This is a genomic window from Lysinibacillus agricola (genome assembly GCF_016638705.1).
Taxonomy (GTDB): domain Bacteria; phylum Bacillota; class Bacilli; order Bacillales_A; family Planococcaceae; genus Lysinibacillus; species Lysinibacillus agricola.
Window position 1 is genome coordinate 4531306 of sequence record NZ_CP067341.1, and the last position, 23548, is coordinate 4554853.

The following is a 23548-nucleotide window of genomic DNA, read 5'->3' on the forward strand; positions in this document are numbered from 1 at the left end:
TTATCTTCATTCATCACCAACTTCTGAGGTAGAAATCTTTTGTAACTGACGCTTCGCTTTCGCACAGAAAAAATTTGTTGAATGAAGATAAAAGCAAGTGGAAGGCTCTATATCCACTTGCTTTTTTATCTTCTGTTATTTAAATTAATAGCAATCCCAATTATATAGAACTTTACTAAAATCCTTATGTTTCAGCTCATCCTCAGCGATGAAAAAGTTGCCGACCCCGACATCCCCCCACAGAATATGATCACCCACACTGTCAATTTGAAGCAACAAGATTGTTGAATCTGTATAATTACCATATGCTCGTGGATCGTCCTGAGTAAAAAATGGAGATCCTCCGATTTTATGACCTGTACTATTCAATGTCTCATAAAATGAGTCTACTAAATTATCACTTTCTTCTATAGTAGCAAGTATCTTCGAATAGGGTTTTTCACTTCTAAAATCACTCGCCGATAATGGTTCATAGCCTGCCTCAAAGAACAACGCCATTTCTTTTTCCACTGGAAAGTATAATTCTTCTTCTTTCGCTTCAACAAATGAAAAGTCTCGTACTAATTGTGACTCGTCACTAACAATATGTTCGTGGAAAATAACGCGGAAGCCCTCCTGATTTTGACCATTATCAAAGTCCATCCCTAATACATCGTCATAGCCATTAATATAAAACTGTAAAATCCCCTCTTCAGGGAAATTTGGTAAATGCTTAGGTACATCTGCAAAATTAATTTGTGCTAGTAATTTTAATGGTTGCCCTTCAGGACTTTTCGGGTACTCCATTGACAACGGAAAATATGGATCGCCTGCAAATTTACTTTCAAATAAAGATGTTTTTCGTTCTTCCGTTTCAACAAATACAGTAGGCTGTATCGTTTCTTCTATTACTGTCCTATATTGTTCAAATGCTTCAGGTAAATTAAGTAACTTTTTATCAGACATATTTTACCTCCTAAAGTAAATATTCAAGTTCATTATAGAACAAACGTTCCTTATTAACAATCTTTATTTCAACGAAATTTTAGTTTCTAAATAAGGCTAGTACCAACTCGTTCAATATATATATGATTAGGTAAGTATTTATATATCGATTAGGTTCACAGGAGATCTGATCGGGTTGGCTCAAAATACGATCAGCTACATGATCAATCAAACTAAAATTACATAATTTCACATTTAAATTACCTCTTTTTGAGAATAGATCGTTAATTCCGACCACAATGAGTTGAACTCTTTTTTTCATTAGTTGAAAAGAGTATAATGTAACGTGGAAATAATCAAATTTTCTATGGGGGGCAATACCAAATGAATATACAAACTTTGGAGAAAAGTCTTTACAATTTAATTACAGAAACATCTACAAACTTACCTAAAGATGTACGTCGTGCTATTAAAAAGGCGAAAGAAGCTGAAAACGCTGGTACTCGAGCTGCAATGAGCTTAGACACAATCTCAAATAATATCATTATGGCAGAAGATAATGTGTCACCAATCTGTCAAGATACTGGTCTACCAACATTCAAAATTTATACTCCTGTTGGTGTAAACCAATTAGAAATTAAAGAAGCTATTAAAAAAGCTATTGTCGAAACTTCTGCAGATGCAAAATTGCGTCCAAATGCGGTTGATTCATTAACAGGCGCAAACAGCGGTAATAACCTAGGTGACGGTCTACCTGTTATGAAATTCGAACAATGGGAAAACGACTACATTACAATTAAATTAATCCTTAAAGGTGGCGGCTGTGAAAACAAAAACATCCAGTATAGCCTACCATGTGAAATTGATGGTCTTGGTCGCGCTGGTCGTGATTTAGATGGTATCCGTAAATGTATCCTTCACTCAGTATACCAAGCACAAGGACAAGGCTGTTCAGCTGGTTTCATCGGTGTAGGTATCGGTGGCGATCGCTCTTCTGGCTACGACTTGGCGAAAGAACAGTTATTCCGTCATGTGGAAGATACAAATCCAAATTCTGATCTTGCTAAATTAGAAGAATATGTAGTGAAAACTGCAAACACATTTGGTATTGGTACAATGGGCTTCGGTGGTGAAGCAACATTACTTGGCTGTAAAATTGGTGTTATGCACCGTATCCCTGCATCATTCTACGTATCAGTAGCTTATAACTGCTGGGCATACCGTCGTATGGCTGTGGACATCAATCCTCAAACTGGCGAAATTATTAACTGGCATTATCAAGAAGGCGAAAAAATTACATTTAAAGAAGATGAAGTTGCAGCAACAACAGAAGATACTACTACAGATGTAGTGGAACTTACTGCACCAATTACTGAAGAACAAATTCGTGCTCTAAAAGTTGGTGACGTTGTTTCGATTACTGGTCGTATGTATACTGGTCGTGACGCAATTCACCATCATTTAATGAGCCACGATGCTCCAGTTGATCTTAATGGACAAGTTATTTATCACTGTGGCCCTGTAATGGCAAAAGATGCAGAAGGCAACTGGACAGTAAAAGCAGCTGGTCCAACTACTTCTATTCGTGAGGAGCCATATCAAGGTGACATCATGAAAAAATTCGGTATCCGTGCTGTAATTGGTAAAGGCGGTATGGGACCAAAAACTCTTGCTGCATTAGAAGAGCACGGTGGCGTTTACTTAAATGCAATCGGTGGTGCTGCACAATACTACGCTGACTGCATTAAAGGTGTAGATGGTGTTGACCTAATGGAATTCGGTGTTCCAGAAGCAATGTGGCACTTAAACGTTGAGAAGTTCACAGCTGTTGTAACAATGGATTCTCACGGTAATTCTCTACACGCAGACGTAGATAAATCATCCCTAGAAAAACTTGCGCTACATGCAGAGCGTGTTTTCTAATAGGAAAAATTTCTTTTATAAAACGTTACTTTGATGAGTAGTAATTGTTTTTTAATCTGTGGCGAAAGCATAGCGGTAGCCACACTGCAAAAACGAATTTATAACTTAATAATTTATGGCTCATCACCAAAAGTTGGAGATGACATTTTATAAAATGTATGCCATGTTGAGTGAAGGCTGGGCGGAACAGAAATCGACCCACGTATTGTGATGAGCCTAAATATTTATGCAGTAATTCCTAAAGTTAAGGGCATTTGCACTGCACAAATTTGAAAAGCACAGAATATTCCTATGGATATCTGTGCTTTTTCTTATGTTCAAAATTATTTCAAAAAACCTCATAATCACCTCAATCTCAATCTAGGACTACTTTTATCCCCTTCCTTAAAAATTCCTTCAAATTTCTTACTTTCTTTTTTAAAACACCTTTGTTATAATGATTCTAAACTAGAAAGGAGTTAGTTGAAAGCTATTTTCAATTAGACATTGTTTATATATATTGTATTATAAGGGTTTTGATATTGATTTTCATTATCAAGGGGGATAAAGATGGAACGCTCTAATCGAGAAAATATTAATTTAATTGAGAAAACAAAAGAACACGCTGAATTAATCGCTGCCCTTTTAGCAGGTTTGTTCATTTTACTCGCATGGCGTTTAGATACTAGCGGGCAAACAACAGCATCCGTTCTTTTATATATTGTGGCATTTTGCGTTGGTGGATTTGCTAAAGCAAAAGAAGGTATTGAAGAAACCATTGAAAATAAAGAGCTTAATGTTGAACTATTGATGGTATTAGCTGCAATTGGTTCCGCTGCAATCGGTTATTGGACGGAGGGTGCTATTCTTATTTTCATTTTTGCTGTAAGTGGTGCTCTTGAAACATACGCAATGAATAAAAGTCATCGTGAAATTTCTGCGCTCATGAATTTACAACCTGAAGAGGCTTGGCTTGTTCGTGGTGGCTTTGAACCAATGAAAGTTTCTGTCTCTACATTACAAATCGGAGATCATCTGTTTATAAAACCCGGTGAACGTGTACCAGCAGACGGTGTAATCTTTAAAGGACAGTCTTCTATCGATGAATCTGCAATTAGCGGTGAGCCGCTTCCAGTGGCAAAACGTGAAGGCGACGAGGTATTTGCAGGTACAGTGAACTTAAATGGTGCCATTACGATGGAAATGACTAAGCCGAACTCTGAAACACTATTCCAAAAAATTATTACACTTGTCCAAAATGCACAAAGTGAAAAATCACCTTCTCAACAGTTCATAGAAAAATTCGAAGGTACGTATGTGAAATTTGTGCTACTTACTGTTGCTCTAATGATGTTCCTACCTCATTTTGTACTCGGTTGGGACTGGACAACAACTTTCTATCGAGCAATGGTGCTCCTAGTAGTTGCTTCTCCATGCGCACTTGTTGCATCCATTATGCCAGCAACTCTTGCAGCAATTTCAAATGGTGCAAAAAACGGTGTGCTATTTAAAGGAGGCTTACATTTAGAGCATTTAGGTGCTTTACGTGCACTAGCAGTCGATAAAACAGGTACTTTAACACAAGGAAAACCCGTCGTGACTGATTTTATTGTTCATGAGGAAAAAGATCGAGAAATGGCGTTGGCAATCCTAGCTGGTATTGAATCACAATCGAATCATCCGCTTGCACAAGCAATTACTTCATATGCTAAGGCTGAAGGTCTAACAAAGTTCCCACATGCATCCATTCAAGATATCCCTGGCTGGGGCATAAAAGGTTATGTAGATGATATGGAGTATCAAGTAGGGAAACCCGATTTTGTAGGTGCAGAGGAAGCTGATAATTTTGCAGATGGTGTAGCGACAAAGCTAGCAGCAGAAGGCAAAACAGTTATTTTCATTCGTGACAAGGACGGCATTGTCGCATTAGCAGCCTTAAAGGATACCGTTCGCAATGAAGCAAAAAAAGCAGTATCATTACTAAAAGAGCTAGGCATCGATGTCGTCATGCTAACGGGTGATAACGAGAAGACAGCGAAGGTAATTGCCAAGGAAGCAGGCGTGACAGAATACGTTGCTGAATGTCTCCCTGAAACAAAAGTGACTGAGATGAAACGACTTCTTACTCAACATAAATATGTAGGGATGGTCGGAGACGGTATTAATGATGCACCTGCATTAGCAACTGCCACTACTGGAATTGCTATGGGAGAAGGAACAGATGTGGCTCTGGAAACAGCAGATGTCGTTTTAATGAAAAATGACTTATCAAAAATTGCCTATGCAGTACGTTTATCACGTAAAATGCAACGCATCGTCAAACAAAACGTCTTCTTCTCTATCAGCATTATCGTTTTATTAATCGCTTCAAACTTCTTACAGATTGTCGATTTACCTCTAGGTGTAATTGGACATGAGGGAAGCACCATTTTAGTTATTTTAAACGGCTTACGTATGCTTAATAAAAACGTATAAACAAACAGCCTCGCATCACAAATCGTGATGGCGAGGCTGTTTGTTTCAATATTGCTAACTATTTGCTAGTGTATTTTGCTTAATACGTTCTTTTTGCAAAGCCTTCTTCTGCATTGTTGCATTTAAAACGCCACCAAAAATTAATATAATCCCCGTGAAATATAGCCAAAGCATTAAAATAATAACCCCACCGATACTGCCATATGTAGCTGAATAATTTGCGAAATTACTAATATAAAAAGAAAAAACATATGTTGCAGCCAGCCAGGCTAGAGTTGAAAACAATGCCCCTGGCCAAACTCTCATTAACTTCAAACGAGGATTTGTATTTGGAACAAATCTATATATCCCCATTAAAACTATAAAAATAAGTAGTGGTGGCATCGACCAACGCATTCTATGCCAGATTATTTCAAACTGCTCTTCAATGCCAACAATCGAAAATAAAAAATGTCCGACTTGTTGCCCAAAAACCGGTAAAAGTAGAGCGACAGCAATAACAATAACAAATGCTATGGTGAAAACAAGGGACAACCCTCGATCTAATATACTTCCCCTAGTCTCTGTATCATAGGCCTTATTTAGGGCTCTAATCAACGCATTAATTCCTTTGGAAGCAGACCATATTGTTCCAAGCACCCCGATAGATAATAAACTACTATTACGGATTGTTAAAATTTCATTTAGTGTATTTTCAATAAGCCTATATACCTCATCCGGCATAATATTTACTAGAAATGAATACACTTGCGTCGTCTCTAAATTCAGATATGGTAGTAATGTGACTAGGAAAATTAGTAGTGGGAAAAAAGATAGTAAAAAGAAATAAGCTAACTGTGCGGCAAGAGCTGATATATCTACTCGCTGTATGCGTAGTATTAAATCTTGCATAAAGCCCTTTGATGTCATCAAATCTACAGCGTCTTCTTCTGGTGAGACAAATGATTTCACCACACCGACTGCTGTCTGTATCGATGCTTTTTTCTTTTCCATACAAATTCCCTCCTGTACAACAACTATTCTTTATTAGGTAAAGAAAAGGCTGATTTTGTGTCATTAATCATGCCTTCGATTGTGGAAGGTAATTCTTTAAATTCATCAACTTTTTCAACGATTGTGTTGACATTTTCTGTTACACTTTCACACAGCACTTTAGTGGCCAATACTTTTTCCTCAACTAGTACTTGTAATTCCTCTCGATTGGATGCATAAAACGAGATTGCTTCTTTCATCTTTTTCGTTGTAGCTATTGTTTTTTCACGCGTTGTACGGTCAAACATGCTTAGTGCAGCACCAACTGTGGCACCAACTACGATGGATGCTAATAATTTACTTTGTCCCATATTAAATACCCCCTGCTTGGTAAATGTATATTCCTTTAAGATAATTAAGATTCATCGCCAAAAATTAGGGATGATTTTGTTAAAACGCATGCCATATATATAAGTTGATTTACGTTCCGACTGGACGCGCCCAGTCGGAATGGAAATCAACTACACGTTATGGTGATGAACCATAATTAAACTACTTACTGCCCTTATTCTACCCAATAACAGTCTATTTTTAAAGCAATGCCCAAATACAGTGTTGACATTTTTTTTATTCAATGAAATGATATGTGCGAGGATTACGAAAGGTAGGCTTAAATAAATGGATTTATCAGTACCGTCAAAAGAGAACGTTATTTATATGGTTGATCAAATGAAAGACAAGCTTCGTATGGTTAATGTTGATGCAATGAAATCGGAAAATTTCGATGAAGCTAATTACGAAGACTTAGTTTATTTATACAAAATGGTCATGAAACGCGACACATTCAGTCCAAGTGAGATGCAAGCCATCGTTGCTGAATTAGGCTCATTACGTAAATAAGAAAACATCCCTATCCAAGTTAAGTTGAAAAGATAAAAAGCTATTAGCATAAGCATTGCTAATAGCTTTTTGGTTTGAAAGGCCTCATTACTTAATATTTTAACTTATTCAGCTTTTTTTTGCAGATGAGCCGTCCTCCGTAACAAGAGGTTGAATTAACACTTCTACACGACGATTTTTAGCACGACCCTCAGGAGTGTCATTCGGAGCAATAGCTCGGTTTTCGCCATACCCTTTAGCACTAAAGTTCTCAGACTTTAATTGAGAATTACTATTCAATAGAACCATATAGAAATTTGAAGCACGCAATAATGATAACTCCAGATTTGACGAGAAATCGGGTCCTGCTGGGACATTATCTGTATGCCCTGTGATAACAATGTTACGCGGTGGATTAGATACTAATACATCCGCAAGCTCCTTCACAACTGGAGTATATTCTGGTTTAACATTTACCTTCCCTGGATCAAACAGAATACTATCACGAATTGTTACAAGTAAACCCTCATCAGTCATTGCTGTTGCAAACTGACCTTCCATCTCATTAACAGCGATAAAATTATCCACACTATCTTTAATTTCAGCCAACTCTTGCTGATCCTTTAAATACGCAGAGTTTTGCTGTGCCTGTTGTGGTGTTTGGTCACTTTCTGCATTCGGACTTTGGACCGGCGAAGGCTGCTCTAAAAAGCTTGTTCCACCATCAAATACTTGATTAAACACTGCTGACATTCTCTCTAGCTTTTCTTGGTCTACTGAACTGGATGCAAATAATATGATAAACACAGCTAATAGCAATGTTAAAATATCTGCATACGGAACTAGCCAAGACTCATCGATATGCTCATCATGCTTTTTTTTCTTAGCTTTCTTTGCCAAGGCCGCCCGCCCCGCTTTCATCCGAAATTTGACGACGCTCTTCCATTGTTAAGTAAGAAGAAAGTTTTTGTTCGATAACACGTGGCGCCTCCCCTTCTAAGACAGAAAGGATGCCTTCAATCATCATTCTTTTTTGCTTAACTTCGACAGCTGATTTACGTTTTAATTTATTTGCAAATGGATGCCATAAAACATAACCTGTAAAAATACCTAATAACGTAGCCATGAAGGCAGCTGAAATAGCGTGCCCTAGCTTTTCTATGTCATTCATATCTGCTAATGCGGCGATTAACCCTACTACCGCACCAAGTACCCCTAAAGTTGGGGCATATGTACCAGCCTGCGTAAAGATTGCAGAACCACTAGCATGACGTTCTTCCATTGCTTCGACTTCTTCTGTTAAGACATCACGAATATAATCTGCATTCTGACCATCAATTGCTAATGTAAGTCCATTCTTTAGAAATGGGTCTTCTATCTCTGAAGCTTTACTCTCAAGTGCCAAGAGACCTTCACGGCGAGCTAAATCAGCCCATTGTGAAAACATCTTAATAATCTCAATATCATCTGCTAACTTTGTTTCTTTAAAAAGAATTTTAAATAGTTTTGGTACACGCTTTAACTCCTTCATTGGGAAGGCAATTGTTACTGCGGAAATAGTACCAAAGATGATAATTAGAATGGCAGCTGGGTTATAAAATGCACTTAAGCTTACACCCTTTAGCACCATTCCTGTTAATAGCGCTATAAACGCAAGTATTAACCCTACAATCGACGATATATCCATTCTAGAACCTCCAAATTTCCTATTAAACTTTATTTCGTCCATTTTTCCATATTTTTAAATATATATTATAGTATAAATGTATTTCATAAATTTTTCGATGTAATAAATACTTTTTATTCACTTTTCGACCATATTTGATTATATTGAATTAAGAATATTACACTAAATTGTCTTTATTTGAAAGGAGTTATGAATTTGTTATTATCCTTCGACACAAAATTACTAAAATATGCCGAACTAGCTGTAAAAGTAGGAGTAAATATCCAAAATAATCAGTATCTCTATATAAGCTGTTCGACCGATAATTTAAAACTAGCGCAAATAATTACTAAAATAGCGTATCAAAATGGTGCAAAACAGGTTTTTGTCGATTTATCTGACGATGTGCTTGTTCGTACTCGCTATGAAAACGCTCCAAAAGACTCATTTGATTTCTTCCCACCATGGAAAGTTCAAGAACGCGAATGGCTAGCTGAGCAAGGGGCTGCATTTTTAAGTATCACTTCTCAGAACCCTGATTTATTAAGAGGGATTGAGCATGAGAAGATTATGACTTCCCAAAAAGCATCAGGAAAGGCACTAGCTAAATATTATGGATGGTTGCAATCAGATAAATTTAGCTGGACAGTGATTGCTGCGCCTTCCAAGGCATGGGCAGCGAAGGTATTCCCTAATTTGCCAGAGAATCAACAAATGGATGCATTGTGGGAAGCGATATTTGTCGCTACACGTACAGACCTCGAAAATCCAGTAGAAGCTTGGCAAGAGCATGATAAGGAGCTTCATAGCAAAGCTGATTATTTAAATATTAAGCAATATAAAGCGCTTCACTACACAGCGCCAGGCACGGACTTAACGATCGAATTACCTACAAAGCATGTATGGACGGGCGGTGGTAGCGTCAATACAAAAGGGCAAACATTTATGGCTAATATGCCGACTGAGGAAATCTTTACAGCACCTTTAAAAACAGGTGTAAATGGCTATGTTTCGAGCACAAAGCCTTTAAGTTATAGTGGAAACATTATTGACAATTTTAAACTTACATTTAAAGATGGTCGAATTGTTGACGTAGAAGCTGAGCAAGGACAAGAAATTTTAACATCGCTTATTGCAGCAGATGAAGGTGCACATTATCTTGGTGAAATAGCATTAGTGCCACACCAATCACCTATTTCACAGTCAGGTTTATTATTTTACAATACATTATTTGATGAAAACGCCTCTAATCATTTAGCGATAGGAAATGCCTATGCTTTTTGTATTGAGGGTGGGAAGGAAATGTCTTCTGAAGAGCTACTGAAGAATGGACTTAATCACAGCTTGACACATGTAGACTTTATGATTGGTTCTGAGCAAATGAATATAGACGGCATTACTACAGATGAACAAATAGACCCAATTTTCCGTAATGGCAACTGGGCAATTTAAGCAATTTGTTCCTACTAATATTATATTAGTCTAGGTATGTTATGGATGTCATAAATTATCCTTAGATTTTCCTAGTAACCTATTGTATAATTGCTATAGACAATATTGTAGATTATTTTAGTTGAGAGGAGCTTTTATCATGTTCATTACGACTGTACTAGGCTTTTCAGCCGTTTTACTAATTTCTCTAGCATTCTTCATCCACTACCTACAAGTTGGTTTAGATTCTAAATCTTCAGTAACTGTAGATCCAAAACCAAAAGAAGAATTTTAATCTCATTGAAAACAGCTACTAGAACGTAGCTGTTTTTTATTTATTTTCAATCATTTCGATTCGCTAAATAAATTACTAAACTTCTTTTTTTTCGTAGAAATTGCGTGAATATTGTCATTATTATTTGCATATTTAAAGTTTTGCTCTAAAATATTTCTGTAAGGAAGGGAGCAATCTTTCATGACAATGTTACAAGATATTCTTAGATTTAATGAAGATTTCGTTCAAGAAAAAAAATATGAGCCTTTTATTACAACAAAGTATCCTGATAAACGCATCGTTGTGTTATCTTGTATGGATACTCGCCTAGTAGAGCTGTTACCTAAAGCTATGAATTTACGTAATGGCGATGTAAAAATCGTTAAAAGTGCTGGGGCATTAGTTAGTCACCCTTTTGGTGCAATTATGCGTAGTTTACTTGTAGCAGTTTATGAACTACAAGCAGATGAGGTGTATGTTGTTGGACATTATGACTGCGGTATGAGTGCAGTTGATCCAGAAGCGATGCTAAGTAAAATGGTTGCTAGAGGGATTAACCCTGAAACCATCAAAATGATGGAATATTCGGGTCTTGATTTAAAAGAGTTTTTACGTGGCTTTGGTGACGTAGCAACAAGTGTAAAGAAAAGTGTCGATACAATTCGCAATCACCCGTTAATGGTTAAAGACGTGCCTGTTCATGGCTTAGTAATTGACCCAAATACAGGTCGCCTTGATTTAATCGAAGACGGTAGCAAACAATAATAATAAAGAAGTGTCTATCCGTCATTGTTTGAGAGATAGACACTTCTTTTTATTGGTCCTCTAAACGTGCATACATATAATGGTCCACCCATTGACCATTAATGTACAGAAGCTTTCTTAAAAGACCTTCACGCTGAAATCCAGACTTTTCTAAGACACGGATAGAAGCATTATTTTGTGTTGAAACATAAGCCTCTACACGATGTAATCCTACTTGCTCGAATGCAAATTTCACGACCATGTTAACTGCTTCTGTCACGATCCCTTTCCCTACGTAAATCTCATCCATCGCATAACCAACAAATGCACTAGAGTACGGTAAACGTTTTACGGCATAAAGAGCAATATGTCCTATTAGATTATTTGTACCCGGCTCAAAAATACCGAAAGTAAATTCTCTCTTTGAGTCCATTAGGTATAAGCTTTCTTGAATTTTTTTATATTGAGCATCAACTGTATAATATTCAGATCGTTGCAATGGTTCGTATGTAGACCAAAAGTATTTATTGCGACTTACGAGACCAGTTAAACTTTGTGCATCTTTTTCTTGAAATGTGCGAATGTAGCATTTTCTCCCCTGAATTGATACCACATTTCCACCCTTTTTCCTTAATAGTTTCCAAATTTTAAGCACCATTTCTCCACACTAGCCTTCCGATAATTATCAATACATTTTAATGCCTGCGTTCATTCTATCAATGGTTAACAAACAATTTGTGAATCTTCACCATAACGTGGGGTTGATTTCCGTTCCGACTGGGCGCTTTCCTGGGGGCGTCCGATGAGCCGCTGATCCCCAAGGAGTCGCCCAGTCTCCACTCCAATCAACTTATATATGGTATAAATTTCAACAAATATCATCCACAACTTTTAGTAATGAGCCCAATAAGTTTTATTTTATTGTATGTAAAAAAAGATGCTGCTACAACTAAAACATTTCGTCTTGTTGTTACAGCATCAGCATCATTATTTAATTTTTTGTTTTTGTTTTTTAGGTTTCTCTTCTAGCAATTCAAGGCTAGACGATTCAGCATCTTCTAAATGCGCTTTGTCGAATACATTCGTTAAATGAAGGCCACGTTTTTCCGCCTCACGTTCGATATGTGCAATTGTTTCTTGAAGCACTTGTACACGCGCATATTTTTTATCGTTACCCGGTACTAAAATCCATGGGGCATTTTTCTTATCTGTCTTCTCAAACATATCATTTGCAGCTTCTTTATACTGAGGTGTTTTTTCACGATTACGCCAGTCTTCATCTGTTAGCTTCCAAGACTTATATGGATCCTCCTCACGTTCTTTAAAACGGTTTAGCTGCTCCTCATCAGATACTTGAAGCCAAAACTTAATGACAATATAATCTCCTGCTGTTAAAATCTTTTCAAAATTATTAATTTCTTCGTATGCACGAGACCATTCTTCTTTTGTTGCAAATCCTTCAATACGCTCAACTAATACACGGCCATACCAGGAACGATCGAAAATAGCGATTTGCCCATGTTGTGGTAGCTTTCTCCAAAAACGTTGTAAATAATTGTAGCGTAGTTCATGAGGCTGAGGTGCTGAAATTGGGTGTACGACATAGCCACGTGGATCAGCACGCTCAATTAGACGTTTAATAGCGCCACCCTTACCAGCAGCATCCATACCTTCAAACACTAGAATTAGCCCAATTTTATTGTTTAATAAAAACTGCTGAGCATTTAACATTTCATATTGGAGTTCTTTTAATTTCTTTTTATACATCTTCTTATCTAGTTCAACTGATACATCTAGATTGTTTAAATTTTGAGCCATTAAAACTTCACTCCTTACATTTGAATATCCTTATTGTACTAAAGAAATATATGAATAACTATTCAAATGGTAAATTGTAGATAATTTTAGCGAAACAACACGATACATTGTTGAAAATTTCCGTTATAATGAAAATAAATAATGTCACAGTCCTATACTTATTTGTCTTTTCCCTATACAATTTAACACGAAGGGAGAGGAAAACATGCCTCGGTTTATTTTGATGACAGTATCTTTTATTGTCTCACTTATCCTAACCTTTTCATCCTTTTTCATGAAAATAAACGGTCAATCTTCGCTAGAAATCTCAAATCGTTTTCCTGTAATTTTTGCACCTTTTAATGTTAGTTATGTGATTTGGATTGGGGTTTACATGTTACTTGGTTATTGGTTAGTTATGAATATAAAAAAGACATCTATTAAACAGACTGTTCTCTTTAGTAGCATATGTATCATGCAGGCGCTAACGATTGTTGTTTGGCACCATGAATTATTTATCGTGTCAATTGGCAGTACGTTTATTTTAGTAGTGTATATATTTTTGTTGTACAATACGTACCCTCTCAGCGATAATTCACCCTCAGGTCGTTTACCCTTCTCGATTTACTTCGCATGGGTTACATTTATACTGATGACAAACGTAAGCTTTACGCTAACATCTTTTGAATGGAACGGTTTTGGCCTTAGCAATCCACTTTGGGCAGTTATTTTACTGACAATTGGGGTAGCAATCGCATTACATATTCGATTCCATCATTTTGATATTATGTACCCAAGTGTTTTTATCTGGTCCTATATTGGGGTAGCGTTACATAATGGTTTTGATGAGCTACTTGTGACAACGGCAGCCTTGTTTTTATGTGGTGTGCTACTTGTCGGTATATTATTTATTAAAAAAAATCCTGCCTACCAAAAATAAATTGGTTAGCAGGATTTTAGTTTTATTCTTCATCTAATGCCGTTAAGATGATTGGTTTATCTTTTGTAACGATAATTGAATGCTCAATTTGGGCAACTAATGATTTGTCTGGCGTAATGAATGTCCAGCCATCACCAGCTTCCACAATATGCTCCGCTTTCGCTGAGATGAAGGGCTCGACGGCAAGCACCATGCCTTCCTTCATAATTGTAGAATCCCATGCATCATAATAATTTAAAATATGATTTGGCTCATCATGTAAGGAACGACCTAAACCGTGACCAGTTAGGTTCATAATCACTGTTAAATCGTTGGCATATGCTTCACGCTCAACAGCTTTTCCGATTTGGTTTAATTTTGATCCAGCTTTTACTTTTGTCATCGCTCGATCGAAAGCACTTTTAGCTACGCGACACAGCTTTTCTTTATCTTCGTAGCCTTCACCAACTACAAATGAAATGCCAGTATCTGCAAAGTAGCCATTTAATGAACCAGATACATCTATGTTTACGATATCTCCATCTTTAATCACACGTTTACCTGGAATACCATGCGCCACTTCCTCATTAACACTAATACATGTATATCCTGGGAAATCATACTCCCCTTTAGGTCCAGAAACTGCTCCTGCTTCAGCAAACATACGGCCTGCAATTTCATCTAGCTCAAGTGTTGTTACACCTGGTTTTGTAGCTGCCTGCATTGCTTCACGAATTTCAGCACAAATACGGCCGATTTTTTTAAAGGCTTCAATCTCTTCTTGCGTTTTTACAATCATTTTTAACGTCCCTTTCATCTAATATCTACTATTTAATATAACATAACTTTCTATGCATAAAACGCTAAACGCTTTAAATATTATATGCCATCTTACATTGTAAAGTGCTGAAAATAGGCTCATTACCGTAACGTAGGGGTGATTTCCGTTCCGACTGGGCGCTTTCCTGGGGGCGTCCGATGAGCCGCTTTTGTTGTTGCTGTCGCTACGCTTTCGCACAGAAAACATCCGCTGCGCTCCAGGGTCTCGGGTCAACAGATGTTTTTTGCGCGAAAGCGAAGCGGCAGCGGCACCGATGTTGGTCACGAAGGCGTTATCACAGGATGTGATGGTTTTAGCCTTCGTTCCTCTATCGCTGATCCCCAAGGAGTCGCCCAGTCGTAACGAAGATCAACTTATTTGCATGACATAAATATACGCAATCCCTAACCTAGCTAAAAAAGCAACAATCCTACATTCAATTTAATAAAAATAAAAACCCTCCACTCATGTGAAGGGCATAATAGTTATGATTTTCGTTGCATTAATTGAGGAGCTGCTGTGAATAACAGAACACCCACAATTGCTGTTAAAATTGTTGCTGGTAGCATATATGTTCCATTATAAATGATGGAATAAATCCACGCATTTTGATCTCCAGCATACTCTGAGAAAAATACAGCGCCCGCAATGGTATGTGCTGCATATCGTAAAAATCCTGCTAATACAGTTCCTAGAATAATATAAAGTGCCATTTTCTTTTTGTTTAAATTTTTAGCAGCCTCGAGTACTGGTCGGCGAACAACGGCCGCTAAACCAACTACTGTGAAGGCAACACCATAATCGAGTAATCCTTGAAGCCAATGTATAATAAAGGCACCAAACATTGTTTGCATAACACCAATAAGTAAGCCTGTTGTCAGACCTGGCATAAGACCCCAACGAAATGCCATTAACATTATTGGCACCATCACTAGACTAACAGAGCCTCCTTGTGCCCATACTTGGAAGGAAACCTGATCGAGCACAAGGCCAATCGCTGCGAATATCGCAATTTCCACAAGCATTAAAAGTCTTTTTTTGTCCATAATTATTCTCTCCTTTGTTCCGATGTAGGATACAAGAGCAGGAATAGAAAACTGTTGGCAAATATGTCCCTATCTGGCATCAAAAAGGCTTAATCTCCATTCATCATGTTTTTAGTAGCTGAATAAAGATAAAAAACGATGCCAGGACAGAGCCTCACATCGTAAAAGTGTCGGTTTCTATCCACATCCCTACGCAAGTGTTAACTTACAGGTTCAAAGAGTCAAGGCATTACGTGCCCAGTCTCAGCTGACATCATCAGCTCCCCTTGTGGTCGTTACATCTTAATTTATTTGAACAATCTCATTGTACGCAAACACTGTTATGATTACAACCTCTTCCACATTATTTTTTGAAACTTTGCTGTTTTTCATGCGTAAATATTAAAAAAGGAGGTACAACTATGGAGAACCAAAAAATTTTATCTGCGTTTAGTTATCTCAGTATTTTTTTCGCCCCTTTTATTGTGCCATTAGTTGTTTACTTTATTTCAAAAGATAGCTACGTAAAGAGTCACTCTATTCGAGCACTAATATCACATTTAATTCCAGTCGGATTCGGAATTATCTTATTTGCAGTCTTTGTCATCTCAACCTTTTCATTTAACACTTTTGACCCAGATTCAAGTAGCAGTACTTTTCTTATTATTTGGTTTGCTTCATTCGCAATTTACTTACTCGTTTCAATAGGAATTCTTATTTGGAATATTGTTCAAGCTGTTCGCGTTATCCGATAATGTTATATTCGAACTAAACAAATAGTACCAATAGTTAAAGGAGCTGTTATTTTATGAAAGTATCTAAAGTTGTCAAAACCGCCGTAAAATTAGCACCTATCGTTATCCCAATTGTAAAAAAAGTAATCGCTACAAAGAAAGGAACGACTCCTAACGTAACTAAAAAATAACAAAAGGGCGTATTTCCATATAACGGAGATACGCCTTTTCACTTTATTTCACTTCAAAATATGTTTGACTATGACCATTCATTGTTTTTTCGACATGCAGAACTGCGGGCATTGTAGCTTTTAGCTCTGCAACGTGTGATATGACACCAATCATGCGTCCAGAATCTTGTAAATCAATGAGAGTGTCAATCGCCTTATTTAATGCTTCTTCATCGAGAGAACCAAAGCCCTCATCAATAAACATCGTTTCAATGCGGATGTTACCTTGAAAGCTTTGAATCACATCTGCCATACCAAGGGCAAGACTTAATGATGCATTAAACTTTTCTCCACCTGATAATGTTTTCACATCTCGTAATTGATCCGTATAGGCATCATATACATCTAACCCAAGCCCACTTTGCTTTGCATGCTTTTCTAATCGATCCGAACGTCGTAGCTCAAATTGACCATTCGATAAATGATATAGACGAACATTCGCTGCCTCTGTAATTTTATCTAAATAATTGATTTGAATATAACGCTCAAAGGACAGCTTTTTCGTATTCTGACCATTTAGCATTGCATAGAGTTCCTTAACTCGTCCCGCTTCTTTTTCTAGTGAGCGTATCTCCTGTTCCGTTTCCTCAACTTTTTCTATAAAGTCTGCGCAAGCTTTCGCAAATCTTTCCATCTGTTGCAATACTTTAAAAGCTTCCTCATATGTTACACGAAGCATCTCTAACTTTTCTTCCATTACCGTTAAATCTTGTTTCTCTTGTCCTTTAAGATGCTTCGTCCCCTCAGTAATTTGTACCTGCAATGTGTGTATTTGCAGAGTATAATCACTACAAACTTTCCGTAAAGCCTCTATTTGCAACACGCTACGCTTAGCAGCCGCAAATTCTTCATAGCTATCAAAGCCTGCTTCCTTCATGCTTACTGAAAATTGCTCGCGCTTTTCGTCCATTTTCAACTTTAATTCCTCATAAGCCTGTTTAGCTATTTCCACTGCCATTTTGGCATTATTCGCTGCTTCCTTGGCTGATTGTAGGTTTTGTTGGCTAGCATGCCATGCAGTTTGTAATGCAACCTTGTGTGAACCTATATCAGCAATCGCCTGCTTTAATGCTTGTAACGTCTTAAGATTTTCTGGAATATGCTTTTGTTGTTCTTCCACAATAGCTTGTTGTTTGGTAAATTCCTTCGTCTGTTCAGCTAAATATTGCTCTAGCTTTATTTGCTTTTCTTGTAGCTGCTCCATTCGTGCACGATGATCCTTTTGTTGCATGCGTACATCAGCTAATTGATTGCTCACTATTTTTAAGATTGTAATTTGTTGCTCTACATTTTGTAAGGAAGCTACAATTTGCGCTTGATTTGCTTGATCAATCTCATTAGTTTCTAACTGCTCTAGCGCCTCATGTAAAAGTTGCTTTGTAGAATTCAATAAAGCTTCTTTCTCTAAAAACTTGCGCTCATCAGTAGCTGCCTTTACTCGTAAAACTTCTACTTGTGCTAATTCGATAACCTCTAATTGCTCACGATGTGTTTCAAGATGTGTTGTACTACCGCACACTGGGCAAGGCTCCCCGTCCTTCAGCTGTTGTGCTAAAATACTTGCCTGGCTTGTAATCCATTGTTGCTCCAGCTCTTGAAGAGCCTGCTTACTTTCTTGATAGTGGACATTAGTAGTGAAGACATCCTGCTCCGTAGTCTCAACTGTTCTAGTGTATTTTTCAACTTGCGCGAGTAATGATACTTGCTCTTTTAGCTTTGGCAGCTGTTCTAAATACCCCTCATAGGGCTCCAGTTGTTTTTCATATTGTTCCATTGTTGTTGTTACTTGCTGAAATTGCATTTGTTCTTTTTTTACGATTGTACTATTATCTTCTACGGCTCGCTTTGCTGTTACAACATATTGCTCAGCTATTTGCATTTGCTGAACGTTTTTCTCATACGCCTCAAATTTCGGCAATAATGCTTGCAGCTGTAATTCTTGCTGTAAAACGTGCTGACGTTCAGGCTCTTTCGCCTCTTCCACGTTAAACTTCTCTTGTGCTATTTTTAACTGAGCTTCTGCGTTTTGCTGCTCCATAATTGCTTGCTGATAGGATTGTTCTTTATGATTTTGTTCAGCACGTAAGTCGATGCATTGTTGCTCAAGTATGACAAGTCGCTCTGCTTGCTCTGCCAATGTAATTTCACGTTCTTTTGCACTATATATCTCTTGTTCTTGTAGCAATGCCTGCAGACGGTTCTGACGATTGGTTTGCTCATCAAATTGTTCATTTAGCGTTTTCGCCATACTATAATATTCTTGTTCTTTTTGATGATGTGAATAAGCTTCTTTATAGCGCTGCTGTTCTACTTGTATACATTCAGTATAGTAGACCTGCTCCTCATCCAGAGCCTTCTTCAGCTGATGCATATTTTCGGTATTATTAGTAATGCAAGTAAATAAAGATGACGAACGCTGTGGTAAAGCGCCTGCAATTTGACCAAGAAGATGTTCCTTTAATTGTTGAGCACGCAGTAAATCACTTTCAGCTTCTTTCCGTTTCGCATCAAGTCTTTTTGTCATCGCACCAAAGCGATCTGTTTTAAAAATTTTGCGCAAAATTACTTCTTTATTCGTAGAATCTGAGGTTAACAGCTTGCGAAATTCACCTTGTGGCAGCATAACAATTTGACTAAACTGATCCTTTGTGAGGCCTATTATATCCTGTAGCTTTTTATCTACCTCAAGCGTTTGCTGCTTTTCTACAATACTATAATCAAGTGTGTCTCCTTTGATTTCAGCTAGTTCAATTTTCTTGCCAGTAACACTTTTTGTTTTTGCTTTAATATGACCTGGCTGACGTAAAATTTGATAGACTCTATCATGCATTTCAAAAACGAGTTCCACAGCAGTATACGCATCATCATCTGCAAACCCGCTTCGAAGCATAGCAGTATCCTGACGATCTTCACCGCTACCTGCTCCGTAAAGTGCATAGCATATAGCATCAAAAATCGTCGTTTTCCCTGCACCTGTTTTCCCGGAAATCGCAAATAGGCGATGCTCACCAAGCTGTTGAAAATCAATAACTTCTGTATTTTTATATGGACCGAATGCAGTAATCGTTAACTTTAAAGGCTTCATTTTACTGTCTCCCGCTCCTCATCTAATAATTCTTGTAGCATCTCTGTAAATAGACGCTCTGTATCTTGATCAGGCTGTATGCCAATTATTTCTGTAAAAAATGATCGGAATAAATCGATGTCTTCTACCTTCTCCGTTTCAATCGCTTGAATTTCATGTGGTATTTCTTGGCGTATTACTTTACGCTCCACATGCATGGCATGAGGAAACACTGTACGAATACGTTCCATCGGCGAAGCTACTGACGTCGTATCTGTTAAGCGTACAAATACATAATCATCACTTGGTGGTAATTGCAATAAATCATCCATCAAGCCCTCTACAACACGTAAATCTCGTCTCGCTATAAGCTTTCGTTTTGTGACAGTGATTTCTCCCTGTGTATCTAGCTCAACTATTAAAAAGCCCTTCTCATGTAAATGCTCAGATAAAGAATACTTCAATGGAGAACCAGCATATCGAATCGTTTCATTCAACACAAAATGGGCTTTATGTAAATGCCCAAGTGCCGTGTAGTTAAAAGGCTTAAATAACGTTGCATTTATACAATCCGAGCCTCCTATGGATAGAGGTCGCTCTGAATCACTAGTATTTACTTCCTCTTCGCCATACTTCGTCACAAAGGCATGTCCAACAAAAACATTACGTTTTGTCGTATCCATACATTGTGCAATATGGTCGATAATTTTTTCCATTGCATCTTGATGAGAGCGAATAGAATCATCCTCTAATATAGTGCGCACTGAAGCTGGCTCTGCATATGGTACGAGATGAAAATGCACTTCCCCATCCTCATCATGTAAAACTATCGGTGCATGGTCTTTCGTAAATTGACCTTTAATATGTAAGCCACTATCGCTCATTAAACTACTTCCAAAATTCAATCGACCTGCACTATCGTGGTTCCCAGCAACTGCTAACACAGGAATTTTCTTCTCAAGTACAATTTCTGCAAAAATATCATTTAGTAAATTAACTGCCTCTATAGGGGGCATCGAACGGTCATATAAATCACCTGCTATAATGATTACATCCGGTTTTTCCTCATCAATGGCTAGCATAAATTGCTGTAAAATATAGTGTTGATCTTCCGTCATGTAGACACCTTGTACAAGTTTCCCTAAATGCCAATCTGCTGTATGAAATATTTTCATTCTTTGCGCCTCCTGTCTATTTTATTTTATCACGGCTGATGGATTGATTGTTTTTCCTTTTATTAGTTTGAAAATTATAATGAGGCTCCTAACCATAATAGGGGTTGATTTCCGTTTCGACTGGGCGTTTTCCTGAGGGCGTCGATTCTATCCTTCGTTCTGGGAATTCTATCCGTCACTCCGGTTCTATCCTTCGCTCCGAGGATTCTTTCCGTTTCTTCGACTGTTCTATCCGTCGCTTCAAGGATTCTTTCCGTCGTTCTGACTGTTCTATCCGTCACTTTATCGATTTACATAAAAAAGAGCATCATTGCCGATGCCCTGTTGTAAATATTTAATATTGAAATGTTCATTATGACCGAATTGCTCTAACCTTTTCCATAAAAGCAGCATATCCTTTAAAACCTTGGATGGTGCGTGCAGTAGGAGTTGGCTTTTCTTTTTCTTCTTGTTTCTTCTCAGCCTTCTCTTGTTGTTCTAAAATCTGTTCAAATGATATAGGTTTAGGCTTTGGCAATTCGTTTGAAGAAATGGCTAGAGCTTTACTTCCACTATACCCATTTAAAAATGCATTGGCCATTTGGCGGTAGCCTTCAAAATTTGGATGTACATCAGAAATATTCGGTAAAAGGTTCGTAGCGTTTAACCCAAAAGCATTATACACATCTACATAGGTTGCTCCAGCATGCTCTGCCTGTTGCTGTAAAATCGTATTTAACTTTATAAGCTGTGCATTTGTTCCTTCTTTTTGCGTAGCGTGAACATTTGGGTAAGCAAAATAATAGCCCATAACATAGACCTTTGATTTAGGTGCTCGCACTTTCAATTCCTCTAAAATCTCTACCATATTTTTTCTGGCAACGTTTAATGCATAATCAGTTTGTAGCTGTGAAAAGGCTAATGTACCAGCACTTGGATTGACCTGCACTAGTCGCAGTAAATCATTAGCACCTGCCGAAATTGTAATCAGTGTTGCATCAGCTAATAAGTCACTTGCTTCCTCTGATTTTACTCGTTTCAAGACATCATCTGTTGTAAAGCCTGGGAAAGCTAGCTCCTTCGTGTAGACACTCAATTGCCCAGTCATTCCCAATCTCATGGCGATTAAATCACTATAGCCTGTATCAATCTGTTGATAAGGTGTTTGACCAGCTGCTAAGGAATCTCCAATGGACAAGTAGTTTTCAGTCTGAGCAAAAGCAGATGAAACACCTAATGCCATCATAAATATTGCTGCACCAATTATGATTAGTAATCGTTTCATCTGCCCAGCTCCTTTTCTTTACTTAAAAAGCCCAGCTACCTTTGCGGAAAATTGGCTCTACAGTTCCATCTGGTAAAATCCCGTCAATGTCCATCTCACCGCTGCCAATCATAAAGTCCTCATGTGTTACTGAAATATTTGCACCTAACGCTTCAAGCTGTCCGTTTTCTAAATCTCTTCCGCCCTCTAAGCAAGTTGGATAAGCTTCACCAATCGCTAAATGGTTCGATGCATTTTCATCAAATAATGTATTGAAATATAAAATCTCCGATGCAGAAATTGGTGATTCATGCGGTACAAGTGCGACCTCACCTAAATAGCAAGAGCCTTCATCTACATTAATAAGCTCCTGTAATAAATCATGGCCTACCTGTGCTTCAGCCTTAACAATTTTTCCTTCTTCAAATGTCAGTTTAAAGCCATCGATAATATTCCCTTGATAAACTAATGGTTTTGTATTGCTTACATAGCCATTTACACCTTGTTTCATCGGTAACGTATAAACCTCTTCTGTCGGCATATTAGCAATAAAGATAGTATCATCTGGCGTTTTACTACCTCCAGTAAGCCATTTATGCTGTGGCGCTAAGGCAATTGTTAAATCAGTACCTGGCGCTGTATAGTGAAGCTTTGCATATTTTTTATTGTTCAGTAGGGCCGCACGAGATTCTAAATTTACTACGTGTTCACGCCAGTTTTCAACAGCATTGCCTTCACCGATACGAACAGTTTTAAAAATGGCCTCCCATAATGCTGGTACTTGTTCCCCAGCTGCTAAGTTCGGGAATACTTTCGATGCCCACTTTGGTGAAGGGACGGCAACGATAGACCAAGCTATCAAATCCTTCATCACGGCGTTGCGATAGTTTTTCAGTGCAGCTCCTGACACCTTTTGATGTGTTGCTAGACGGTCCGCTGGAATACCAGTCAATTTATCTGGATCTGCGGCGTCTATCCATAATAGTGCCCCTTTACGTTCGATCAGCTCATCTCGCATTTTGACTACCCATTCTGGGAAACGATTAAACTCTTCATCTGAGGCATGCTCAAAATAAGCACGATCCATTTCATCATCTGAAAAATTAACATGAACACGTCCTGCCCCAGCTTTATAAGCCTCTTTCACAACTAAACGGGCGAAATCTAGTGCATCCACTGATGTATTGACTAATAAGTATTGCCCTGGTTGAATATTGACACCGACTTTTACCGCAAGTTCTGCATATGCTTGTAATTTTTCTTCAAAAGTCATA

At 37.8% G+C, this 23548-nt stretch carries 21 protein-coding genes and 1 riboswitch; of the genes, 8 read left to right on the forward strand and 13 right to left on the reverse strand.

Going from position 1 to position 23548, the window contains the following annotated elements; genetic code table 11:
- Window positions 1-144: 144 nt before the first annotated feature.
- A complete protein-coding gene (locus FJQ98_RS22705) occupies window positions 145-945 on the reverse strand; it encodes a YwqG family protein (RefSeq protein ID WP_053597109.1) in 801 nt (266 codons plus the stop codon).
- A gap of 363 nt (window positions 946-1308) precedes the next feature.
- Here FJQ98_RS22705 and FJQ98_RS22710 point away from each other — a divergent pair, with 363 nt between their 5' ends.
- The gene (locus FJQ98_RS22710; protein WP_053597110.1) at window positions 1309-2847 is read left to right on the forward strand and encodes a fumarate hydratase; all 1539 of its coding nucleotides are present in this window, start codon (window positions 1309-1311) and stop codon (window positions 2845-2847) included.
- Between the two features lie 549 nt (window positions 2848-3396).
- Window positions 3397-5301 carry a heavy metal translocating P-type ATPase gene (locus tag FJQ98_RS22715; protein ID WP_053597111.1) on the forward strand — a complete coding sequence of 635 codons (1905 nt, stop codon included), beginning with the start codon at window positions 3397-3399 and terminating at the stop codon, window positions 5299-5301.
- A 54-nt stretch (window positions 5302-5355) separates the two neighbouring features.
- Here FJQ98_RS22715 and FJQ98_RS22720 read toward each other — a convergent pair whose 3' ends face one another.
- Together FJQ98_RS22720 and FJQ98_RS22725 are read right to left on the reverse strand one after the other, a co-directional pair.
- Window positions 5356-6294: a YihY/virulence factor BrkB family protein gene (locus FJQ98_RS22720; RefSeq protein WP_053597112.1), complete on the reverse strand. Its 939-nt coding sequence runs from the start codon at window positions 6292-6294 to the stop codon at window positions 5356-5358.
- Between the two features lie 23 nt (window positions 6295-6317).
- Window positions 6318-6644 carry a hypothetical protein gene (locus FJQ98_RS22725; protein ID WP_053597113.1) on the reverse strand — a complete coding sequence of 109 codons (327 nt, stop codon included), beginning with the start codon at window positions 6642-6644 and terminating at the stop codon, window positions 6318-6320.
- A gap of 307 nt (window positions 6645-6951) precedes the next feature.
- Here FJQ98_RS22725 and FJQ98_RS22730 point away from each other — a divergent pair, with 307 nt between their 5' ends.
- The gene (locus FJQ98_RS22730) at window positions 6952-7173 is read left to right on the forward strand and encodes a DUF1128 domain-containing protein (protein WP_053597114.1); all 222 of its coding nucleotides are present in this window, start codon (window positions 6952-6954) and stop codon (window positions 7171-7173) included.
- 108 nt (window positions 7174-7281) lie between these two features.
- Here FJQ98_RS22730 and motB read toward each other — a convergent pair whose 3' ends face one another.
- Both motB and motA read right to left on the reverse strand, forming a co-directional pair.
- Window positions 7282-8052, reverse strand: a complete 771-nt coding sequence (gene motB / locus FJQ98_RS22735) for a flagellar motor protein MotB (protein WP_053597115.1) — start codon at window positions 8050-8052, stop codon at window positions 7282-7284.
- On the reverse strand, window positions 8036-8839 hold the full coding sequence (gene motA / locus FJQ98_RS22740; protein ID WP_053597116.1) for a flagellar motor stator protein MotA: 804 nt from the start codon (window positions 8837-8839) through the stop codon (window positions 8036-8038). Before motA ends, motB begins: the two co-directional genes overlap by 17 nt.
- A 189-nt stretch (window positions 8840-9028) precedes the next feature.
- Between motA and FJQ98_RS22745 the strand changes: the two genes are divergently transcribed.
- From FJQ98_RS22745 to FJQ98_RS22750, 3 genes are all read left to right on the forward strand, one after another.
- Window positions 9029-10270 carry an aminopeptidase gene (locus tag FJQ98_RS22745; protein ID WP_053597117.1) on the forward strand — a complete coding sequence of 414 codons (1242 nt, stop codon included), beginning with the start codon at window positions 9029-9031 and terminating at the stop codon, window positions 10268-10270.
- 139 nt (window positions 10271-10409) lie between these two features.
- Window positions 10410-10544, forward strand: coding sequence for a hypothetical protein (locus FJQ98_RS27345; protein WP_277815985.1), 135 nt, complete (start codon window positions 10410-10412; stop codon window positions 10542-10544).
- Window positions 10545-10724: 180 nt separating this feature from the next.
- On the forward strand, window positions 10725-11288 hold the full coding sequence (locus tag FJQ98_RS22750; protein ID WP_053597118.1) for a beta-class carbonic anhydrase: 564 nt from the start codon (window positions 10725-10727) through the stop codon (window positions 11286-11288).
- Between the two features lie 49 nt (window positions 11289-11337).
- Here FJQ98_RS22750 and FJQ98_RS22755 read toward each other — a convergent pair whose 3' ends face one another.
- Together FJQ98_RS22755 and FJQ98_RS22760 are read right to left on the reverse strand one after the other, a co-directional pair.
- The gene (locus FJQ98_RS22755) at window positions 11338-11925 is read right to left on the reverse strand and encodes a GNAT family N-acetyltransferase (protein ID WP_053597119.1); all 588 of its coding nucleotides are present in this window, start codon (window positions 11923-11925) and stop codon (window positions 11338-11340) included.
- Between the two features lie 329 nt (window positions 11926-12254).
- A complete protein-coding gene (locus tag FJQ98_RS22760; protein ID WP_053597120.1) occupies window positions 12255-13085 on the reverse strand; it encodes a polyphosphate kinase 2 family protein in 831 nt (276 codons plus the stop codon).
- 205 nt (window positions 13086-13290) lie between these two features.
- Between FJQ98_RS22760 and FJQ98_RS22765 the strand changes: the two genes are divergently transcribed.
- Window positions 13291-14004, forward strand: coding sequence for a hypothetical protein (locus FJQ98_RS22765; protein ID WP_053597121.1), 714 nt, complete (start codon window positions 13291-13293; stop codon window positions 14002-14004).
- A gap of 22 nt (window positions 14005-14026) precedes the next feature.
- Here FJQ98_RS22765 and map read toward each other — a convergent pair whose 3' ends face one another.
- Both map and thiT read right to left on the reverse strand, forming a co-directional pair.
- Window positions 14027-14782: a type I methionyl aminopeptidase gene (gene map / locus FJQ98_RS22770; protein WP_053597122.1), complete on the reverse strand. Its 756-nt coding sequence runs from the start codon at window positions 14780-14782 to the stop codon at window positions 14027-14029.
- Between the two features lie 506 nt (window positions 14783-15288).
- Window positions 15289-15849, reverse strand: coding sequence for an energy-coupled thiamine transporter ThiT (thiT, locus tag FJQ98_RS22775; protein WP_053597123.1), 561 nt, complete (start codon window positions 15847-15849; stop codon window positions 15289-15291).
- A 169-nt stretch (window positions 15850-16018) separates the two neighbouring features.
- A riboswitch (TPP riboswitch) is annotated at window positions 16019-16126 on the reverse strand.
- Between the two features lie 124 nt (window positions 16127-16250).
- Between thiT and FJQ98_RS22780 the strand changes: the two genes are divergently transcribed.
- Window positions 16251-16583, forward strand: coding sequence for a magnetosome magnetite crystal formation protein family (locus FJQ98_RS22780; RefSeq protein ID WP_053597124.1), 333 nt, complete (start codon window positions 16251-16253; stop codon window positions 16581-16583).
- A gap of 213 nt (window positions 16584-16796) precedes the next feature.
- Here FJQ98_RS22780 and FJQ98_RS22785 read toward each other — a convergent pair whose 3' ends face one another.
- The 4 genes from FJQ98_RS22785 to FJQ98_RS22800 all read right to left on the reverse strand — a co-directional run bounded on the left by FJQ98_RS22785 (window position 16797) and on the right by FJQ98_RS22800 (window position 23547).
- Window positions 16797-19877 carry an AAA family ATPase gene (locus FJQ98_RS22785; RefSeq protein ID WP_201406550.1) on the reverse strand — a complete coding sequence of 1027 codons (3081 nt, stop codon included), beginning with the start codon at window positions 19875-19877 and terminating at the stop codon, window positions 16797-16799.
- Window positions 19874-21031, reverse strand: coding sequence for an exonuclease SbcCD subunit D (locus FJQ98_RS22790; protein WP_053597126.1), 1158 nt, complete (start codon window positions 21029-21031; stop codon window positions 19874-19876). Before FJQ98_RS22790 ends, FJQ98_RS22785 begins: the two co-directional genes overlap by 4 nt.
- Window positions 21032-21383: 352 nt before the next feature.
- Window positions 21384-22295, reverse strand: a complete 912-nt coding sequence (locus tag FJQ98_RS22795) for an SGNH/GDSL hydrolase family protein (RefSeq protein WP_053597127.1) — start codon at window positions 22293-22295, stop codon at window positions 21384-21386.
- Between the two features lie 22 nt (window positions 22296-22317).
- Window positions 22318-23547 (reverse strand): aminopeptidase, encoded by a 1230-nt coding sequence (locus tag FJQ98_RS22800; protein WP_053597128.1) that lies wholly within the window; start codon window positions 23545-23547, stop codon window positions 22318-22320.
- Window position 23548: the final 1 nt, after the last annotated feature.